The organism is Fulvivirga kasyanovii (assembly GCF_009711405.1).
In the GTDB taxonomy this organism is placed as follows: Bacteria; Bacteroidota; Bacteroidia; order Cytophagales; family Cyclobacteriaceae; genus Fulvivirga; species Fulvivirga kasyanovii.
This window is the reverse complement of record NZ_SMLW01000619.1, coordinates 1-16,418: the sequence shown is the minus strand read 5'-3', so window position 1 is coordinate 16,418 and position 16,418 is coordinate 1. Positions and strand designations below refer to the sequence as shown.

Annotated in this window: 12 protein-coding genes; 8 read left to right on the top strand and 4 right to left on the bottom strand. The window is 43.1% G+C overall.

Translation table 11 applies throughout. The features are described from left to right. Positions 1-17 precede the first annotated feature (17 nt). Positions 18-2,681 carry an ABC transporter permease gene (locus E1163_RS20145; RefSeq protein ID WP_155174262.1) on the bottom strand — a complete coding sequence of 888 codons (2,664 nt, stop codon included), beginning with the start codon at positions 2,679-2,681 and terminating at the stop codon, positions 18-20. After that, positions 2,678-3,010: a PadR family transcriptional regulator gene (locus tag E1163_RS20140; protein WP_155174261.1), complete on the bottom strand. Its 333-nt coding sequence runs from the start codon at positions 3,008-3,010 to the stop codon at positions 2,678-2,680. Before E1163_RS20140 ends, E1163_RS20145 begins: the two co-directional genes overlap by 4 nt. Positions 3,011-3,226: 216 nt before the next feature. Between E1163_RS20140 and E1163_RS20135 the strand changes: the two genes are divergently transcribed. From E1163_RS20135 to E1163_RS20110, 6 genes are all read left to right on the top strand, one after another. Beyond that, the gene (locus tag E1163_RS20135; protein ID WP_155174260.1) at positions 3,227-3,856 is read left to right on the top strand and encodes an ABC transporter ATP-binding protein; all 630 of its coding nucleotides are present in this window, start codon (positions 3,227-3,229) and stop codon (positions 3,854-3,856) included. After that, positions 3,853-4,944: a hypothetical protein gene (locus E1163_RS20130; protein WP_155174259.1), complete on the top strand. Its 1,092-nt coding sequence runs from the start codon at positions 3,853-3,855 to the stop codon at positions 4,942-4,944. Before E1163_RS20135 ends, E1163_RS20130 begins: the two co-directional genes overlap by 4 nt. Positions 4,945-5,004: 60 nt before the next feature. Then, the gene (locus E1163_RS20125; RefSeq protein WP_343033900.1) at positions 5,005-5,796 is read left to right on the top strand and encodes a J domain-containing protein; all 792 of its coding nucleotides are present in this window, start codon (positions 5,005-5,007) and stop codon (positions 5,794-5,796) included. 33 nt (positions 5,797-5,829) lie between these two features. Beyond that, positions 5,830-6,762, top strand: coding sequence for a TolB-like translocation protein (locus E1163_RS20120; protein ID WP_155174258.1), 933 nt, complete (start codon positions 5,830-5,832; stop codon positions 6,760-6,762). A 110-nt stretch (positions 6,763-6,872) separates the two neighbouring features. Further along, a complete protein-coding gene (gene nudC / locus E1163_RS20115) occupies positions 6,873-7,793 on the top strand; it encodes an NAD(+) diphosphatase (RefSeq protein WP_155174257.1) in 921 nt (306 codons plus the stop codon). 278 nt (positions 7,794-8,071) lie between these two features. Next, the gene (locus E1163_RS20110; RefSeq protein ID WP_155174256.1) at positions 8,072-8,698 is read left to right on the top strand and encodes a class I SAM-dependent DNA methyltransferase; all 627 of its coding nucleotides are present in this window, start codon (positions 8,072-8,074) and stop codon (positions 8,696-8,698) included. Positions 8,699-9,115: 417 nt separating this feature from the next. On the opposite strand, the gene E1163_RS20105 is transcribed toward E1163_RS20110, so the two are convergent. Together E1163_RS20105 and E1163_RS20100 are read right to left on the bottom strand one after the other, a co-directional pair. Next, positions 9,116-11,653, bottom strand: a complete 2,538-nt coding sequence (locus E1163_RS20105; RefSeq protein ID WP_155174255.1) for a fibronectin type III domain-containing protein — start codon at positions 11,651-11,653, stop codon at positions 9,116-9,118. A 371-nt stretch (positions 11,654-12,024) separates the two neighbouring features. Next, positions 12,025-14,556, bottom strand: a complete 2,532-nt coding sequence (locus tag E1163_RS20100) for a GEVED domain-containing protein (RefSeq protein ID WP_155174254.1) — start codon at positions 14,554-14,556, stop codon at positions 12,025-12,027. A 622-nt stretch (positions 14,557-15,178) separates the two neighbouring features. Here E1163_RS20100 and E1163_RS20095 point away from each other — a divergent pair. Both E1163_RS20095 and E1163_RS20090 read left to right on the top strand, forming a co-directional pair. Next, positions 15,179-16,063 (top strand): MerR family transcriptional regulator, encoded by an 885-nt coding sequence (locus E1163_RS20095; RefSeq protein WP_155174253.1) that lies wholly within the window; start codon positions 15,179-15,181, stop codon positions 16,061-16,063. Between the two features lie 156 nt (positions 16,064-16,219). Continuing rightward, positions 16,220-16,418 (top strand): sigma factor (locus E1163_RS20090; protein WP_281353151.1); only part of this gene is annotated, 199 nt, incomplete at its 3' end.

Sequence of the window (16,418 nt, the reverse complement as noted above, 5' to 3'; positions counted from 1 at the left end):
CGCGGCTGAGGTATTGTTTATTCGTATTTCAATGTCTCGGCGGGGTTGGCTAAGGCCGTTTTTATGGCATGATAACTTACCGTAGTAAGTGCCACCAATAACCCTGCAACCATACTAACAGCAAACAGCTCCCAGCCCATGGCTATGGAAAACTTGAAATCAGCCAGCCATTGATCCATCACATACCATGACAGGGGCGCTGCGAGGGTAAAGGCTATTAAAGCCAGCCACACATACTGCTTGTTGAGCAATACAAAGATGCTCATGAGTTCTGCCCCCAGCACTTTTCTGATGCCTATCTCCTTGGTCCTGTTCACGGCATTGATCCCTGCCAAACCAAACAGTCCGAGGCACGAGATCAATATAGCAAAAGCAGTAGACAGGCCCATGATATTCATCCAGCGTTTATATGAAGCATATTGTTTGGCAACATCCTCATCTATGAAGGTATAATCGAAGGGCTTATCAGGAGCCAGCTCATTCCACAGACTTCTTACTTTATCTATCGATTCCGGGATATTGCCATGATCGATCTTTACAAGCATGGTGGTCTGGAAGCCTGCATCTTTTGTATTCATGCTCATAAGCATCGGCTCTATTTCATTCTCCAGAGAAAGGAAGTGGTAATCTTTAACCACTCCAATGATTTTAGGCCCCAGACCGGTACTGTCTTCACGCCAGTTAAGATGCTCTTGCAGTGGGTTTTCCCATCCCATATCCCTTACCAGCGCTTCGTTGACAATCAAAGCGCTACTGTCAGAGGCCAGATTAGGATCAAAATTCCTGCCTTCCACCAGAGTCAACTCCAGGGTTGGCACATAGTACGGGTCTGCAACATACACGTAAGCCTGCTTTTGCTCACCGTCAATTTCATACCCACTTCTGGACCACCCCTGGTTAAAAGAGGTGTTGGTACCGGTAACGGAAATAACGGAAGGCTCCGCCGCTGCATAATTTCTAAACCTTTCGACCATCTTATTTCCCTCTTTGCTATATCCGGTTTGTGTGGGGATAGCCAATACCTGGTCTTTGTTGTATCCAAGATCTTTGGCCGTAATATATTGCATCTGCCGGTACATGATCACTGAGCTGATGATCAAAAAAGCAGAAAGTGCAAATTGAAGCACTACCAATGGCTTGGTAAATACAGCATTAAGTTTGGAAGTGAAGCCCCCTTTAAGCACTTGCACAGGCCGGAAAGAGGATAGAAAGAACGCCGGATAACTTCCGGCCAGCAAACCTATCAGCAGGGTTACAACAAAGCTCACGGCGAGCAGGCCGGATATGTTGGCACCTCCGAGCGTTATGCTCTTGTTGGTAAATTCATTAAACGATGGCAGGAATACAACTACAAGGCCTAATCCTATAATCATGGAAATAAGGGCCAGTACTATGGATTCAAAGCCAAACTGATAGATTAACTGTCCCTTTTTGGCTCCTGCTGCTTTTCTTATGCCCACCTCTGTCCTGCGGGCAGTTGAAGTAGTGAGTGCCAGGGAAATGTAGTTGATGCAGGCAATGATAAGGATGAGGATGGCAATACCTCCCAATATCAGGGAATATTGCGGATCACTGGTTTTCTGCCACGATACTTTGGTATTCAGGTGAATGTCTGACAGGTTGGAGTACTGCAGTTCCAGCAGCTTGACATCATCGGGCAAATTGCTATTTTCTCTCCATTCTTCCAGATCCTCAGCTATGTATTTTTCAATCACCTTATCCAGATTGGCACTGAACTGCTGCATATCAGCTCCTTCGACCAACTGCACGAAGGTTGGGGTGGAGTAGCTGCCCCACCGGTTAATGTTCCTGTCATAAAACATCCTGTTCTCCTGAGGGATCAGTACATCAAAACTAAAGCTGGAATTGGCCGGGGCTTCTTGTATCACTCCTGTCACAGTGTAAGTGACCGTTCCGTTAACATCTATCTCCACCGTTTTGCCAATAGGGTCCTCATCACCAAAGTACTTTTCTGCTATTGTAGGGGTAATGACAGCCTCATACTTATCTTTAAATACCTTTTCTGCATCTCCCTGCAAAAGAGGGAATGAAAACATTTTAAAGAAATCGGCATCTACATAAGTGAGCTTTTCGGTAAATACCTTTTCGCCATGCCTGAAAACTCCGCGTCCGCCCGAATTATACCTTGTGCCCATCTGCACTTCCGGCAGGTCGTCTTTGAGCACCTGCATCAGACCGGTTTGCAGGTACGCCGAGTGCCGGTATGGGTACGCTTTATCTTCTGACCACCGGTCATAGCTTTTCTCCTCTACCCTGAAAATCCTGTCCTTATTGACATGAAACTGGTCAAAGCTTTGTTCATCCTGAATAAACAGGTAAATGAGTATACAAAAGGCTATACCTATGCTTAGGCCAAAGGCATTGATAAAGGAATATAGTTTCTGTTTTCTGATGTTGCGTATCGCAATTTTGAAATAACTGAGTAACATAATAGTGTTGATTATTTTGAGTTTGAATTTGTTTCTCAGGATGATGCCGGGACGAAAAAACCGGACCACATTCCACACAAAACGTCGCCTGGCCTTTCTTTCTCCATAAAGCTCCAACTCATCATCAAATTGCTCGAGCAAGTCTCCCAGCACACATTCGACAAGTCTGTCCGGGCAAAACCACTCCAGAAAATCGATAGCCCATTTTGGCGGCTGTACAGATGTTTTCATAGGTCTGCAAATTTTAGCTGTGGCAGTAGTTTCCAGAGTTCCATGCGCTTTTCCTGTATGGCATGTAGCATACTCAACCCTGCATTGGTAATGGTAAAAATCCGCTTTCGCCTGCCTCCGCGGGTAGCCGTGGCCCCTCCCATCGATGACTTCACATACCCTTTATCCTCCAGGCGGTACAGTGTTACATGTACGGCACTGAGGTTAACCTCCCTCTCCATGCGGTCCCTGATCTCATTTACAATAGCATTGCCGTAAGCCTCCTCTCTCAGAATACCTACCATGGTAAGCACCAGCTCTTCAAATTCTCCTAAATATGTTTTCTCCATTTGTATATAAATTGTAAAACAAATATATAAAAATTTATCCTTGCATATTTTTCCTAACGAAATGCTAAATGGGATACTGCAATTTCGACGATACAGGGTACTACACAAAACCCGTTGCTGTGACCTGATGGATAATCTGCCTGAACCAGCATTTTTATGTATTGACTTGTAAGAAACCGGCTGGCCTGCACACTATTAGGCAAAACAACTGACTTGATGCTTTCTATATCGGATTACTCCAAGAGTTATGGCCATGAGCCTGTTTTGAATATTCGTAAACAACATTTCCGGAACGGTTGCCACCTGATACAGGGCAGCAATGGTTCGGGTAAAACCACCTTATTTAAATCTATTGCAGGACTCCTGAAATTCGACGGCGAAATTGCCCTGGATGAAAAACTCAGTGTAAAGCACAACCCGGTTAAATACCGCCTGCATGTTAATTATTGCGAAGCAGAGCCTGTTTTTCCTCCATTTTTAACTGCTCATGATCTGGCTTCCTTTGTTGCAACAGCCAAAAAAGCTCCGCGCAAGCAGATAGAAGACCTGATTGATACTTTAAACATGGGCAGTTTTATTCATCAGCCCGTAAAAACCTACTCATCGGGCATGCTCAAAAAGACATCACTCCTGCTTGGTTTCCTCGGCCAACCCAGGGTTATCCTGCTGGATGAGCCTTTTACAACCATTGACGCTGATACACTTAAATCGCTTTCGGAACTGATTACCTACAACGAGAAGGAGTGTACCTTCCTGGTTTCCACGCATCAGACTCCTGATCAGCTCCCACTCATTTTCAGGGGCACCTACTATATTGAAAACAACGCGCTTTGCTCCGGATCATGAGACATGTTTCCATCCTCCTCCAAACAGTCGCGAAGCAATTCTACATTCAAAACAGCGGCTTCTTCCTGCTTCTGCTCTTTTTCGGTATTGGTTTCCTCAGTGGCAAGGAGCATGTAGCCATAGCCTCTTCCGTAGCGCAAAGTCCAATGCTTTTGCTTTATACCATGATCGGTTGGTCAATATACCTGTGGGCAACTTTTCGTTTTTCACTGGAAGCCTTTAGCAGCAAGGAAAATCTTTGGATCCGGAATGTTATTTTTTATAGCTCCCGGGAACAATGGAATATACTTTTAACCATGCAGGCTGCACTAAGTGCCCCTATAATAGCTTATGGAGCTTTTACAGGCATCTTCATGTTTAAATACCACAATTGGATCAACCTTGGTACACTGCTCAGCTACATTTGTATTGGCAGTGTATTGCCGGTTTATCTTTATCGGAAGCACCTTGCGCAACCGATAAGTAACACCAGACCAAACAGATTAAAGACCGCGATCAATAAATGGATAGCTACACCGGCCTGGTTATGGCCTTTGAGTAACCTGTTGCATACCCGCCTATGGCTCTACCTGGCCACCAAAGCCCTTTCCATCGCTGTATTGATCGCTTTTCAGGTTATCGACGACATACAGGTATATGACTGGAGGTGGCAGGCTATTGGTATGCTACTGGTTTCTATGGCCAATATCACACTCATTCTGGAACTGTTTAAATTCCATAAGCAAAGTGTACCATGGATGATCAATATGCCTCTTTCAGGAATAAAAAGGGTTATCATACAGTGGAGTGGCATTCTCCTGCTCATGCTGCCGGAAATATGGGTTCTTATCAGGTATTTTCCGTCTGAACGCTCCGCAGAATTACTGCTAAGCCTGATCATTTATGGATTGTGTATTGGCCTTTCATTATTCGCCTCTTTTTTCATCTTCTCATCGGAAGCCGAAGACGCGCTAAAGAAGTATTTCTACTTTTTTATTTCGCTTTTCCTTTTGTCCCTATTTGGCGTGCCCGTTATACTCACATCTCTTTTGCTTTTTGCATTCACTTTCACAGTTCATATTCTTTACTATCGGGTTAACCTTGATTGACCCTTCTCATGCATTTAATGAGGATTACTTACATTTGAGGTCGTTTTTGAAAATGCTATCGTGAAGGACTACTACAGCATACTTGGAATAAACAGGGAAGCCTCAAAGGATGAAATCAAAGAAGCTTACAGAAAGCTGGCTCTGCTCTACCACCCCGACACCAGTTCGCAACCCGGCAGTTCTGAAAAATTTCACGATATCAATGAAGCATATCAGGTTTTAGGAAACGAGGGAAAGCGGCTGCAGTATGACCTGCTGTATAATAGCACTACGCAGCCAGGCCCACCTACCATGCGCAGGACTTACACGCAAAGAAAAAGGCCTCCGGTGCATACTCCGACCGGAACGCCTACAAAAGAGGAATATGAAGACAGTATCAGGCCCTATCTGAAATACTCTATACTATTCAGCAGGGTGGCATTCGTATTTTGCCTGTTTCTTTTTCTTGATTACTACCTGCCTCGCAAAACCACGCTGGATATTGTCAGCGCTGTCGAAAAAAACTATATAAACGAGGGCATGTCCAACTATGATATTGCCATTGAAGTATTTATAGGGGACGGCACAGGACTGCGGATACCCGAAGAACATCACGATTACTTTAAGGCTGGAGACAGCGTGGCAGTGAAGCGGACATTCATTACCCATACAGGTATCAATATTATTAAAACTGCAAAGCCTTTATATCCTATCCGGGCTTATGGCAATATCTATGGCCCTAAAATATTTCTGGTGTACATTCTGGCATTTTGCTCATTGATGGGTGGAATAGTAAACCTTTCTCCACATGGGAAAATTAGTTTTGGAGTAGCCAGCGCATTCTTTTTGCTTATTGTATATATTTTAATTTAGTTGTGTAAATTTTACATAACCCCTGACTTACCCATGTTAAAACCGATATACCCTCTTCTGCTGACTTTGCTGTGCAGCACTGCACTTTTCAGCCAGAATGCCAGCGACACCACTGCCCAACTTTTCGAACCCGGGCTTATTTCCTCCAAATACCCTAACCGTGACATCGCCATATCAGCAGACGGCAATGAAGTGTTTTATACTTTGCAAAGCTATAAGCGCGAGATCAGCGTTATCATGCGACTGACCAAAGTCAAAGGAAAGTGGTCAAAACCTCAGGTGGCTTCGTTTTCGGGACAATACAGTGATCTGGAGCCCGCTTTCTCACCAGATGGAAAGCGACTGTATTTTGTCAGTAACCGGTCTGTAGACGGTGACACAAAAAAGGATTATGACATTTGGTATGTGGAAAGAAACAAAGACACATGGGGAGCCCCCAAGAACATCGGTTCGCCCATCAATACAGATATGAATGAGTTTTACCCTTCAGTGACCAGCAATGGAGACCTGTACTTCACGGCTGAATATGAAGGCAATAAGGGCAAGGAAGACATCTATGTCAGCCGTTGGGTCAATGGCAAATACACCCTGCCTAAGAGCATTTCCGAAGCGGTCAACAGCGCAACTTATGAATTCAATGCCTTTGTCGCTCCGGATGAAAGTTATATCCTGTTCACCTCGTATGGCCGGTCTGACGACATGGGAGGCGGCGATCTCTATATCAGTAAAAAAGGCGAGCAGGGCGAATGGCTGCCCGCTCAGCGGCTCTCTAATGCTGTAAATTCAACTGCCCTGGACTATTGCCCGTTTGTATCGGCTGGTGGCAAATACCTATATTTTACAAGCAATAGAAGTTCAATAAAACCGGCAGAAAACTATCAGGCTATTATTGATATGATGGAAAGTGTTGAAAATGGCTTTGACAATGTTTATCGAATCAGTTGGGACAGTATACTAGATAAGTAGACATTTTGATGATACAAATATTGTAGCATTGCTACAATATTTGTATCATTGCCAAGTCTTATTGGTAAGCCAGCATCCATATTCAATACTAAAAAACTAAAACCCAGGACGTGAAACTGTTTTACTGCCAAAACCCCATAGACAGGGCCGGCAATCTCCGGAAAGACGAGACCTGGCTTTCTGACCAGCTTAAGTCACCTCAGGCATTGCTGATGCCCTACTGGCGCAGCAAAAGTTTATTCTCTGCCAACCTCGACAGCCTTAGCTATCTTCTGCTTAAGCAATCGGAACATGTTTTTTCAGTCACTACCGAAACCATCTTTCTGGGACTGGAAAATGAAAAGCCGGTATTTGCAGTTGACCTTTCTGCATATGAATTGGAAGAAGCATCTCAACTGGTAGCTGCGGGTGAATTTCACGATTTACGAAAGGTTGCCACCCGGCTACCCCAGGAGCAGGCATCACTGGCCGCTTATGCCAGAGGGCTAATGCACTGGCACAAAACCCATGCTTATTGCAGCCATTGCGGATCAAAGTCTGAAGCCATACAAGGAGGACATGCCCGGCGATGCACAAATCAGGCTTGCAAGGCCATGTGTTTTCCCAGGCTTGACCCGGCCATTATCACACTCATAGAACATGTACCTCAACATGGAGAGCCTATGTGCCTGCTGGGTGTACATGATACCCCGGCCGGTACTATTTGCACAACGCTGGCAGGTTTTGTGGAACCGGGAGAAACGCTCGAGGGAGCCGTAAAAAGGGAAATGATGGAAGAAGTAGGCCTGGCAGTAAGCAACGTGCGGTACGTAGCTTCTCAACCCTGGCCTTTTCCGGCCTCGATCATGATTGGCTTCACTGCGGAAAGCGATTCGCTGGATTTCACACTGGATCAGGATGAGGTGCCTAATGCTGCCTGGTTTACAGCCAAAGAGCTTTTGGAGGCCTCTCAAACCGGAAAGATCAGCCTGTCCAAAATAGATTCTATTGCACGTTACCTCATAGAAAACTGGATATCAAAAAATATATGATGAAGTCCTTCATAAAGAGGTTTTATGATCAAAGTAGCTTACGAATAAGCCAAATAATCAAAAAAAGCACAAAAACGACTATAAATACCCCTACCCAAACACCGGCTTCAAAAACAGCTCCTATGAATTCACAACCGGTGAGGGCCGTTAGAAGAAAAGTAAATATGAATATCTGCGAGAGTTTAATATTGTTCATAACTAATCTGTTGGTTTTCCGTAGAATTTAAGGTAATAACCCGTCAGGATTTACTTTTGTTAAACTTCCGATAAAGCTTAATATGAACAATCAAGAAGGATACAACACCTGGGCCGCCACTTATGATACCGTTATCAATAAAACCAGGGACCTGGAAGCTAAAGTGCTCAGAAAAACACTGGCTGGTCACAAGTTCAGCCACATACTTGAAGCGGGTTGTGGCACAGGTAAAAACACCTCATGGCTGGCATCGCTTGCCACAAACCTCACTGCGTTTGACCTCTCAGAAGAAATGATGAACAAAGCCCGGCAAAAAGTAAACGACACCCATGTTACTTTTCATCAGGCTGACCTTACTCAAAACTGGCCTTCACTGGCCCAACCGGCGGACCTGATTGTATCCAGCCTTGTGCTGGAACATATCGAAGACCTTGATTTTATCTTTAATGAGGCCAACGCTGCACTGGGAAATAATGGGCTTTTTTATATCTGCGAACTGCACCCGTTCAAGCAATACTCCGGAAGCAAAGCACGGTTCGAAACCAATGAAGGGCTTGTAGTACTGGATTGTTTTACCCATCACATATCGGACTACATAAAAGCTGCCGTGAAGCATGGCTTCACACTGCAGGAGATTGACGAATGGTTTGATGAAGATAACGAGAAGGAATTACCGCGTCTGGTATCATTTGTTTTTAGAAAGATTTAGAAGCAACAATCAACTGCTAAATTGTAAGATCTATACAGCCATCGGATCAAGCGGAATCTCTGGGGAGACCCTAACACTTTCACCTCTTTGCTGACAGGGAGTTGTTAATAGCAATCGGCAAAAGCAGTAGGCAAAGGTGTGTAATATAACAATAAGCGCGGTTTACTTAATTTTCAGCAGCAATTTTCACATTACTTGTTTTACTTTCCAATCCATTTACTCCACAGGTTTAACGTTTGATCCCAAAAGCTTCTCGTACTAATCCTGTCCGGGATACCCTGAATGTTCCCCATAGAATTTGATTATAAACTTTAGGGTGCAGGGTGGAAAATTTCAGAAGGACCGCCAAATAAAAACAAGGGCCACACCTTTGCGGCGCAGCCCTCATAACTACTACTACTTATGTTCTTCCGGTGATTACTTCACCAATAATTTTTTAGTCTGGTTCAGGTCTTTTCCTCTGATCACTACATGATACAGTCCTTTTTTCAGGCCACTGATATCGATAGTTTCATCATGAGATCCACTAACCTGAGCAATGGTTTGCTTGTAAACCGAACGACCCATAGCGTCAAAGATGCTAAGATCAACATCCTGAACATCACCTGCTACTGAGAAATGTACAGTAGTGTGGGTGAACGCTGGGTTAGGGAATAATCCCATGTCTGACTTATCCACTGCCTGAACAGATCTTGCAGAACCTCCTACAACAACGGTGTAGTCTTCCACTTCACCATAAGTGAATGTTTCACAAGATGTAGGATTAGCATTGTATTTCATAGAAACTCTCATTCTTGTAGCTCCTGAAAGTGCGCTTGAAGGAACTGTAAAGCTTCCGCTAATTGATGAAGCATTTGTTCTGCTTCTGCTATATACCTGTTCACCTGAATCTGCGAAGTCACCATCCTGATTGTAATCGATCCATACACCATAAGCTTCTCTGTAAACAGTGCCCGCCCATGCAGGAGTGATGGTTATGGTATAGCTTGAGCCTGGATTTATTGAAGTAGACAATGAGGTAAAATCAGCATAACCTCCGTTTGAACCTGAGTTATTGTCGATGCTTCCTAATTGTACTCTTTGTATCCACTCATCGCTGGTGTTATTTCCTTTTGAATCACAGTAAGTGATGTTGTCAGAAAGTGTGGTAACGCTCACTGAGCTTGCAGATGACTCATTTCCAGCAGCATCTTTGGCTCTTACAGCTACCGTATAAGTTGTGCTGGCAGTCAGGCCTGTGATAGTTCTGGAAGTAGAGGTTGTAGTTCCGTTCAATGAACCGTTTACATATACATCGTAACCTGTAACACCCACATTATCTGTTGAGGCTGTCCACGATACTGTAGCTGAAGTTTGTGTTACACCTGATGCGGAAAGACTACCGGGTGCAGTAGGAGCCTGAGTATCGGCACCACTACCTTCAGTACAATAGTTTACTGATTCGGTAGAACCAAAGTCGCCACCTGTTGCGATCACATTATTATTGGCATCTCTTAACGTGTAAGAACCATTGCCATATGAGCAGCAGATACCGTCACCGTAAGAGTCATTGATTGTAAATGTATAAGCACCGGCACCAACATTGAATGTTTCTGTTACGGTACCACCTTTTGTAGAGTAGCCACTACCAGAAGCTACAGTGCTTCCGCCAGATGTAACTGACCAGCTAGTTTCAGCAGGATAGTTATCAAGTACAAGTGTCAGGGTAACAGGACCTGCAGAGCAATTGCTACCTGTAGTAGTTACCGTGATTTCTGAAGAATAAGCACCGCTGCCACTATCACAGTTGGCCCTTACTTTACATGCATAGGCTGTACCTGCTGTAAGGCCTGTAAAAGTTCTTGAAGTACCGGTAACCGTAGTTACAGTACCGCCAACACTAACATCGTAAGAAGCTGCTCCTGAAACAGCGTTCCATGATAATGTAAAGCTGTTATCTCCGATATTTGATGAAGCCAGCCCGGAAGGTGCTGCTAAAGAGCATCCACCTGTAGATGATCCCAGTTCTTCTCTTGCTCCACCTGGCTCAAATATAGCATCCACTCTGGCCTTCTGACCGGCAGTGAACATAAACATACAAGCATCATCAACATAATCCATGTAATTCATAAACATATCGCTGGTAAAGCCACCGTTGCTGTTACATGATTTTGAAGGGTAGTTAGGGCATCCGTAGTTTGGAGCTGATGCTGTTGGAGTATCAGACACAAAGTCATCCACATTACAGTTACCATCACCCCATATATGTCTCAGGTTGAGGTAGTGACCTACCTCATGAGTAGCAGTACGGCCTTTATCGAAGGGAGCACTTAAATAAAAGTTCTCACCCGCAGGTTGTTTGTCACGGCTACCGCAGTACTGAGGTGAGAATACAACTCCATCAGTAGAAGCAGGGCCACCAGGGAACTGAGCATAACCCAGGATTCCTCCCCCGATATTGCATATCCACATGTTCATGTTATGAGCAGGGTCAATAGGGTCTACACCACCCTGAGATGATTTTTTCATATCATCATTGGTACCCCAAGAAGTCCTTGAACTTGATTTTCTGGTGATCTGTGCCAGTGTAAATTCGATCTGCATATCAGTAGCAGTAAACTCTGAAGGCACTCCGCTCACATCACTGTTCAACTTGCGGAAATCCTCATTCAAAACATCGATCTGAGATTGGATCTGCGCATCACTAATGTTCTCCTGAGCATTGCTGTAAATAACATGGACAATTACAGGGATAGTAAGCACACCGGTTCTAGCCTGTGCCATTCCTTTGCTTCTCTTTTGTAAAAATGCCCGGGTGTGTTGTTCGATTTGCTGCCTTTTATCGGCAACTTTTGGATTGTTGTTTTGCTTCTCAAATATTTCCTGAGCAGCACAATTTCTGACTGGTCCCACTTGCGCATAAGTAGCGTATACACTGCAAAGGGCCATGCAGGTAATTAGTAAACGTTTTAACATACAATATATGGTTTAGGTTAATTAATGATTTCCAATGATTGGTCTCTTTGGCTACAACCGGAACATCAGCATCTATCCTCGGGCGAGAGATGTAAAGAGTGGGTAGTTCTTTAAAACTTTCTAAGATTGACGCCATCCAACGGTTGATTTGCTAATTAATTGCGCTAGATACAAAAATAAATTTTCGAAATCAAAAGAAAATTTTAACAATTTGAAATAAACAGAAAGTTTGTTCTTGTTCCTCAATTTTTTACAGAATTATTCATAATTGTTTATGCCCCTGACAGGACTCGCGGTCCGTCAGAGGTGTATAAAAAACAAAGGCCATACCTTTCGGTACAGCCCTTGCGACTACTACTAATTTTAACTATTTATTTCACCAGCAGCTTTTTAGTCTGACTTATATCTTCACCTCTGATCACTACATGGTACAGTCCTTTTTGAAGGCCACTGATATCAATGGTTTCATCATGCGCACCACTTACCTGAGGTATGGTTTGCTGATAAACCGAACGTCCCATGGTGTCAAAAATGCTCAGATTAACATCCTGTGCATTGCCTGCTACTGAGAAGTGAACTGTAGTACTGGTAAATGCCGGGTTAGGGTACAGGCTCATGTCTGCATCAGCATCAACAGTTCTTGAAGATGCCCCGATCACAACAGTATAATCCTCTACTTCACCATAGCTAAAAGCCTCACAAGATGTAGGAATAGCATTGTATTTCATAGAAACCCTCATTCTGGTAGCACCGGAAAGTGCGCCTGAAGGAATAGTGAAGCTTCCACTTATTGAGGAAGAAGTTGTTTTACTTCTGGTAAAAACCTGCTCTCCTGAATCTGTGAAATCACCATCCTGATTATAGTCTATCCATACACTGTAACCTTCGCTATAAACAGTGCTTGACCAGGCCGGAGTAATAGTAATGGTATAGCTCGACCCTTTATTTACCGAAGTTGATAATGAAGTGAAATCTGCATAGCCATTGTTTGATCCGGAGTTGTTATTAATACTTCCAATCTGTACACTTTTGATCCACTCGTCACTGGTACTGTTGCCTTTGGAACTACAGTAGGTAACGCTTTGAGAGAGTGTAGTTATACTTGCCGTGCTTGCGGACGACTCATTTCCTGCAGCATCCTTTGCTTTCACCGATAAGGAATAGTTAGTACCAGCGGTAAGGCCGGTAATGGTTCTGGAGGTAGAAGTTGTGGAACCGTTCAATGATCCGTTTACATACACATCATACCCTGTCACCCCCACATTATCGGTTGAAGCAGTCCATGATACTGTTGCAGAAGTTTGGGTTATCCCTGATGCAGTAAGGTTACCTGGCGCTGTAGGTGCCTGAGTATCAGCCACACCTGCTTCGGTACAGTAGTTTACAGACTCTGAGGTAGTGAAACTTCCCCCTGTTGCTATCACATTACCATTAACATCTTTTAAGGTGTATGATCCGTTACCATACTTACAGCAGAAGCCATCACCATAAGAATCATTAACCGTGAAGGTATAAGCACCGGCTCCTACGTTAAAGGTTTCCGTTATTGTAGCGCCTTTTGTAGTATAACCGCTACCCGATGCTACCGTTGTTCCTCCTGACTTCAAAGTCCAGCTTGTCTCGGAAGGGTATTGATCAAGTACCAACGTCAATGTTACAGGACCTTCATAGCAATTGCTGCCCGTGGTAGTTACTGTTATTTCAGGAGAGTATGATCCACTTCCACTCTCGCAGTTGGCTTTAACTTTACAGGTATACGATGTGCCTTTGGTCAAGCCGGTGAAGCTCTTGGAAGTTCCGGTAACCGTAGTAACCGTTCCAGCTACGCTTACATCGTAAGAAGCAGCTCCCGAAACAGCATTCCACGAAAGGGTAAAGCTTGTTTCTCCCACGTTGGATGATGCAAGTCCTGAAGGAGCTGACAAAGAGCATCCGCCAGAAGTAGTACCAAGTTCTGCCCTTGCGCCTCCTGACTCAAATATAGCATCTACCCTTGCCTTCTGACCCGGAGTAAACATAAACATGCAGGCATCATCAACATAGTCCATGTAATTCATAAACATGTCGCTGGTAAAACCTCCATTGTCAGTGCAAGACTTCAAAGGGTAAGAAGGGCATCCATAGTGCTCCTCAGCCGCTGTAGGTGTATCGGCAACAAAATCATCGGCACTGCAATCACCATCGCCCCAGATATGACGCAGGTTTAAATAGTGTCCTACTTCATGAGTAGCTGTACGGCCTTTATTAAAAGGAGATTTTAGGTAAAAGGTTTCTCCCGCAGGTTGCTTATCTATGCTGCCACAATATTGAGGGGAGAAAACCACGCCATCAGTAGCAGCAGGCCCGCCGGGAAACTGGGCATATCCAAGGGTACCATTGCTGAGATTACATATCCACATATTCATGTTATGGGCAGGATCAATAGGGTCTACACCTCCTTTTGATGATTTTTTCATATCATCATTGATACTCCATGATGTTTTTGAAGTTGATTTTCTGGTAATCTGCTTCAGTGTAAACTGAATTTGCATATCAGTAGCTGTAAACTCTGAAGGCACACCACTTACATCACTGTTCATTTTGCGGAAATCCTCGTTCAAAACATCAATCTGGGACTGGATCTGCGCATCACTGATATTCTCCTGGGCAGTCTTGTAAATTACATGGACAATGACAGGAATGGTAAGTACTCCGGTCCTGGCTTGTGCTGCTCCCCGGTTTTTTCTTTGCAGAAATTCTCTCGTGTGCTGTTCTATTTGCTGCCTATTTTCTGCTATTCCCGGGTCCTGGTTTTGCTTCTCAAATATTTCATGAGCGGCACATTTTCTTACAGGCCCCACCTGCGCATAGGAAGAATACATAGTACACAGTACTATGCAGGAAACTAGTAAATGTTTCAACATACATTAGTTGGTTTAGGTTAATAATAATGACAATGCTTGTCTTAAAAATTATATGGGGTAAGCATCAATTCCGTCACATGAGCTATAAAGAAGTGGGGCGTTCTTTAATCTGTAAAAGACTGATATCAACTGCTGTCGATCTGAAAATCAATACGATACGCTATTTACAAAATTATATTCCCGAAATCAAAATTAAGTTTTATAAATTTGACAAAAACAGAAATTTTATATCTCAAAAAAGGTTGATATCAGCATTTTCCAGACCTAACCAAGTGAAAAAAAGTACTCACATGAGGTTAGCCGGATGAAAGAGATACCTGAGCTGAGATTTAAAAAGTGCCGTTTGCAAGGTACCTGAAACATTTCACTTTCCAGATGGTGATGGATATCATAAAAAACAGAAACAATAATTTAAATTGAAGAGCAATTAAATGTTGTGAGTATCAGGTGATTAATAAAAAATCATTTGCCCACATTTATACCATAGCATATATTGCGGTACTTTTCTTAAATCTGACTTATTAATATGTTTGCTTATCCAAAGAAAAAGTAAGGACTTGGTGGCAAATAAGTTAAACAAATCAAAAACACTAATGTTCTAAGGCAAGACCAGGAGTAATAAATGGGGAAATATTCGATAAAGGAACTTGAAAAGCTTTCAGGCATTAAGGCTCACACCATACGTATTTGGGAAAAACGTTATAAAGTTATTACCCCTAAAAGGACCCCTACCAATATCCGTTATTATTCCGATGATGATCTGAAAAAGATCCTCAATATTTCCATACTCAACAATCACGGTCATAAAATATCTAAAATAGCATCACTTTCTACAAGCGAAATGTATCGCCAGGTAGCTGAGCTAAGCACCGAAGAGTCAAACTTTGAACTGCTTATAGATGAACTCACCATCTGCATGATAGAACTGGACGAAGCCAAGTTTGACAAACTTCTCTCAAACTATATCGTCCGGTTTGGATTTGAATCCACGGTCACAGACATAGTTTACCCGTTTTTGGAGAAAATCGGCATTCTGTGGCTTTCCAACAACATTACGCCAATTCAGGAACATTTCATCTCCAACCTTGTTAAACAGAAGATAATAGTCGCGATTGACGGCCTGGCAATTAACACTCAGAAAGATGCAGACAAGATCGTTTTGTTTCTTCCCGAAGAAGAGCTACATGAGCTCGCCCTGCTGTTTTTCAATTATTTACTAAAAAAAATCGGATATAAAACCTTTTATTTAGGCCAGGCCGTACCACTCAGGGATTTGGAAGAAGTAGTTAAAGCGCTGAAACCAAGATACCTGGTCACCTGCATAACTTATTTTCCAAAAGGTGAAAGCCTCGAGGAATTTATTACCCTACTGTCGGAAAAATTCCACAATTCTGAACTATATATTACAGGCAAACCGGTTTTTGACCTTGATATAAAATTCCCGAAAAACACCCATATTTTTCAAAATGCTAAGGATTTGAAGAATATCTTCTACCTGAAATCGTAGGCCACACAATTCTAGCATGATTTTTCATCTATTCAGGATATCACCTGATACGCAATGATATTGTCTAAGCATAAATATTAAACTCTAGACAAACATTGATAATATCAGTTAATTAATTTAATTTTGTTTAACGTTTAATTAAAATTATTAAACAGTATGACTGCAATAGAGTTCAACCATAGAATTGCTTCCCTGAAAGACACCTTGGAATTATTTACCAGAAGATTTACCAAAGATCAGGAAGAGTCAGAAGACCTGATACAAGACACTGTATTGAAGGCCTTGACCTATAGAGATAAATTTAAGCAGAACACCAACCTTAAAGGATGGCTATATACCATCATGAGAAATACTT

Bases quoted from the DNA above. Each gene is read 5' to 3' on its own strand.
- E1163_RS20145 (WP_155174262.1), bottom strand. From the start codon at position 2,681: ATGAAAACATCTGTACAGCCGCCAAAATGGGCTATCGATTTTCTGGAG.
- E1163_RS20140 (WP_155174261.1), bottom strand. From the start codon at position 3,010: ATGGAGAAAACATATTTAGGAGAATTTGAAGAGCTGGTGCTTACCATG.
- E1163_RS20135 (WP_155174260.1), top strand. From the start codon at position 3,227: ATGCTTTCTATATCGGATTACTCCAAGAGTTATGGCCATGAGCCTGTT.
- E1163_RS20130 (WP_155174259.1), top strand. From the start codon at position 3,853: ATGAGACATGTTTCCATCCTCCTCCAAACAGTCGCGAAGCAATTCTAC.
- E1163_RS20120 (WP_155174258.1), top strand. From the start codon at position 5,830: ATGTTAAAACCGATATACCCTCTTCTGCTGACTTTGCTGTGCAGCACT.
- E1163_RS20110 (WP_155174256.1), top strand. From the start codon at position 8,072: ATGAACAATCAAGAAGGATACAACACCTGGGCCGCCACTTATGATACC.
- E1163_RS20105 (WP_155174255.1), bottom strand. From the start codon at position 11,653: ATGTTAAAACGTTTACTAATTACCTGCATGGCCCTTTGCAGTGTATAC.
- E1163_RS20100 (WP_155174254.1), bottom strand. From the start codon at position 14,556: ATGTTGAAACATTTACTAGTTTCCTGCATAGTACTGTGTACTATGTAT.
- E1163_RS20095 (WP_155174253.1), top strand. From the start codon at position 15,179: ATGGGGAAATATTCGATAAAGGAACTTGAAAAGCTTTCAGGCATTAAG.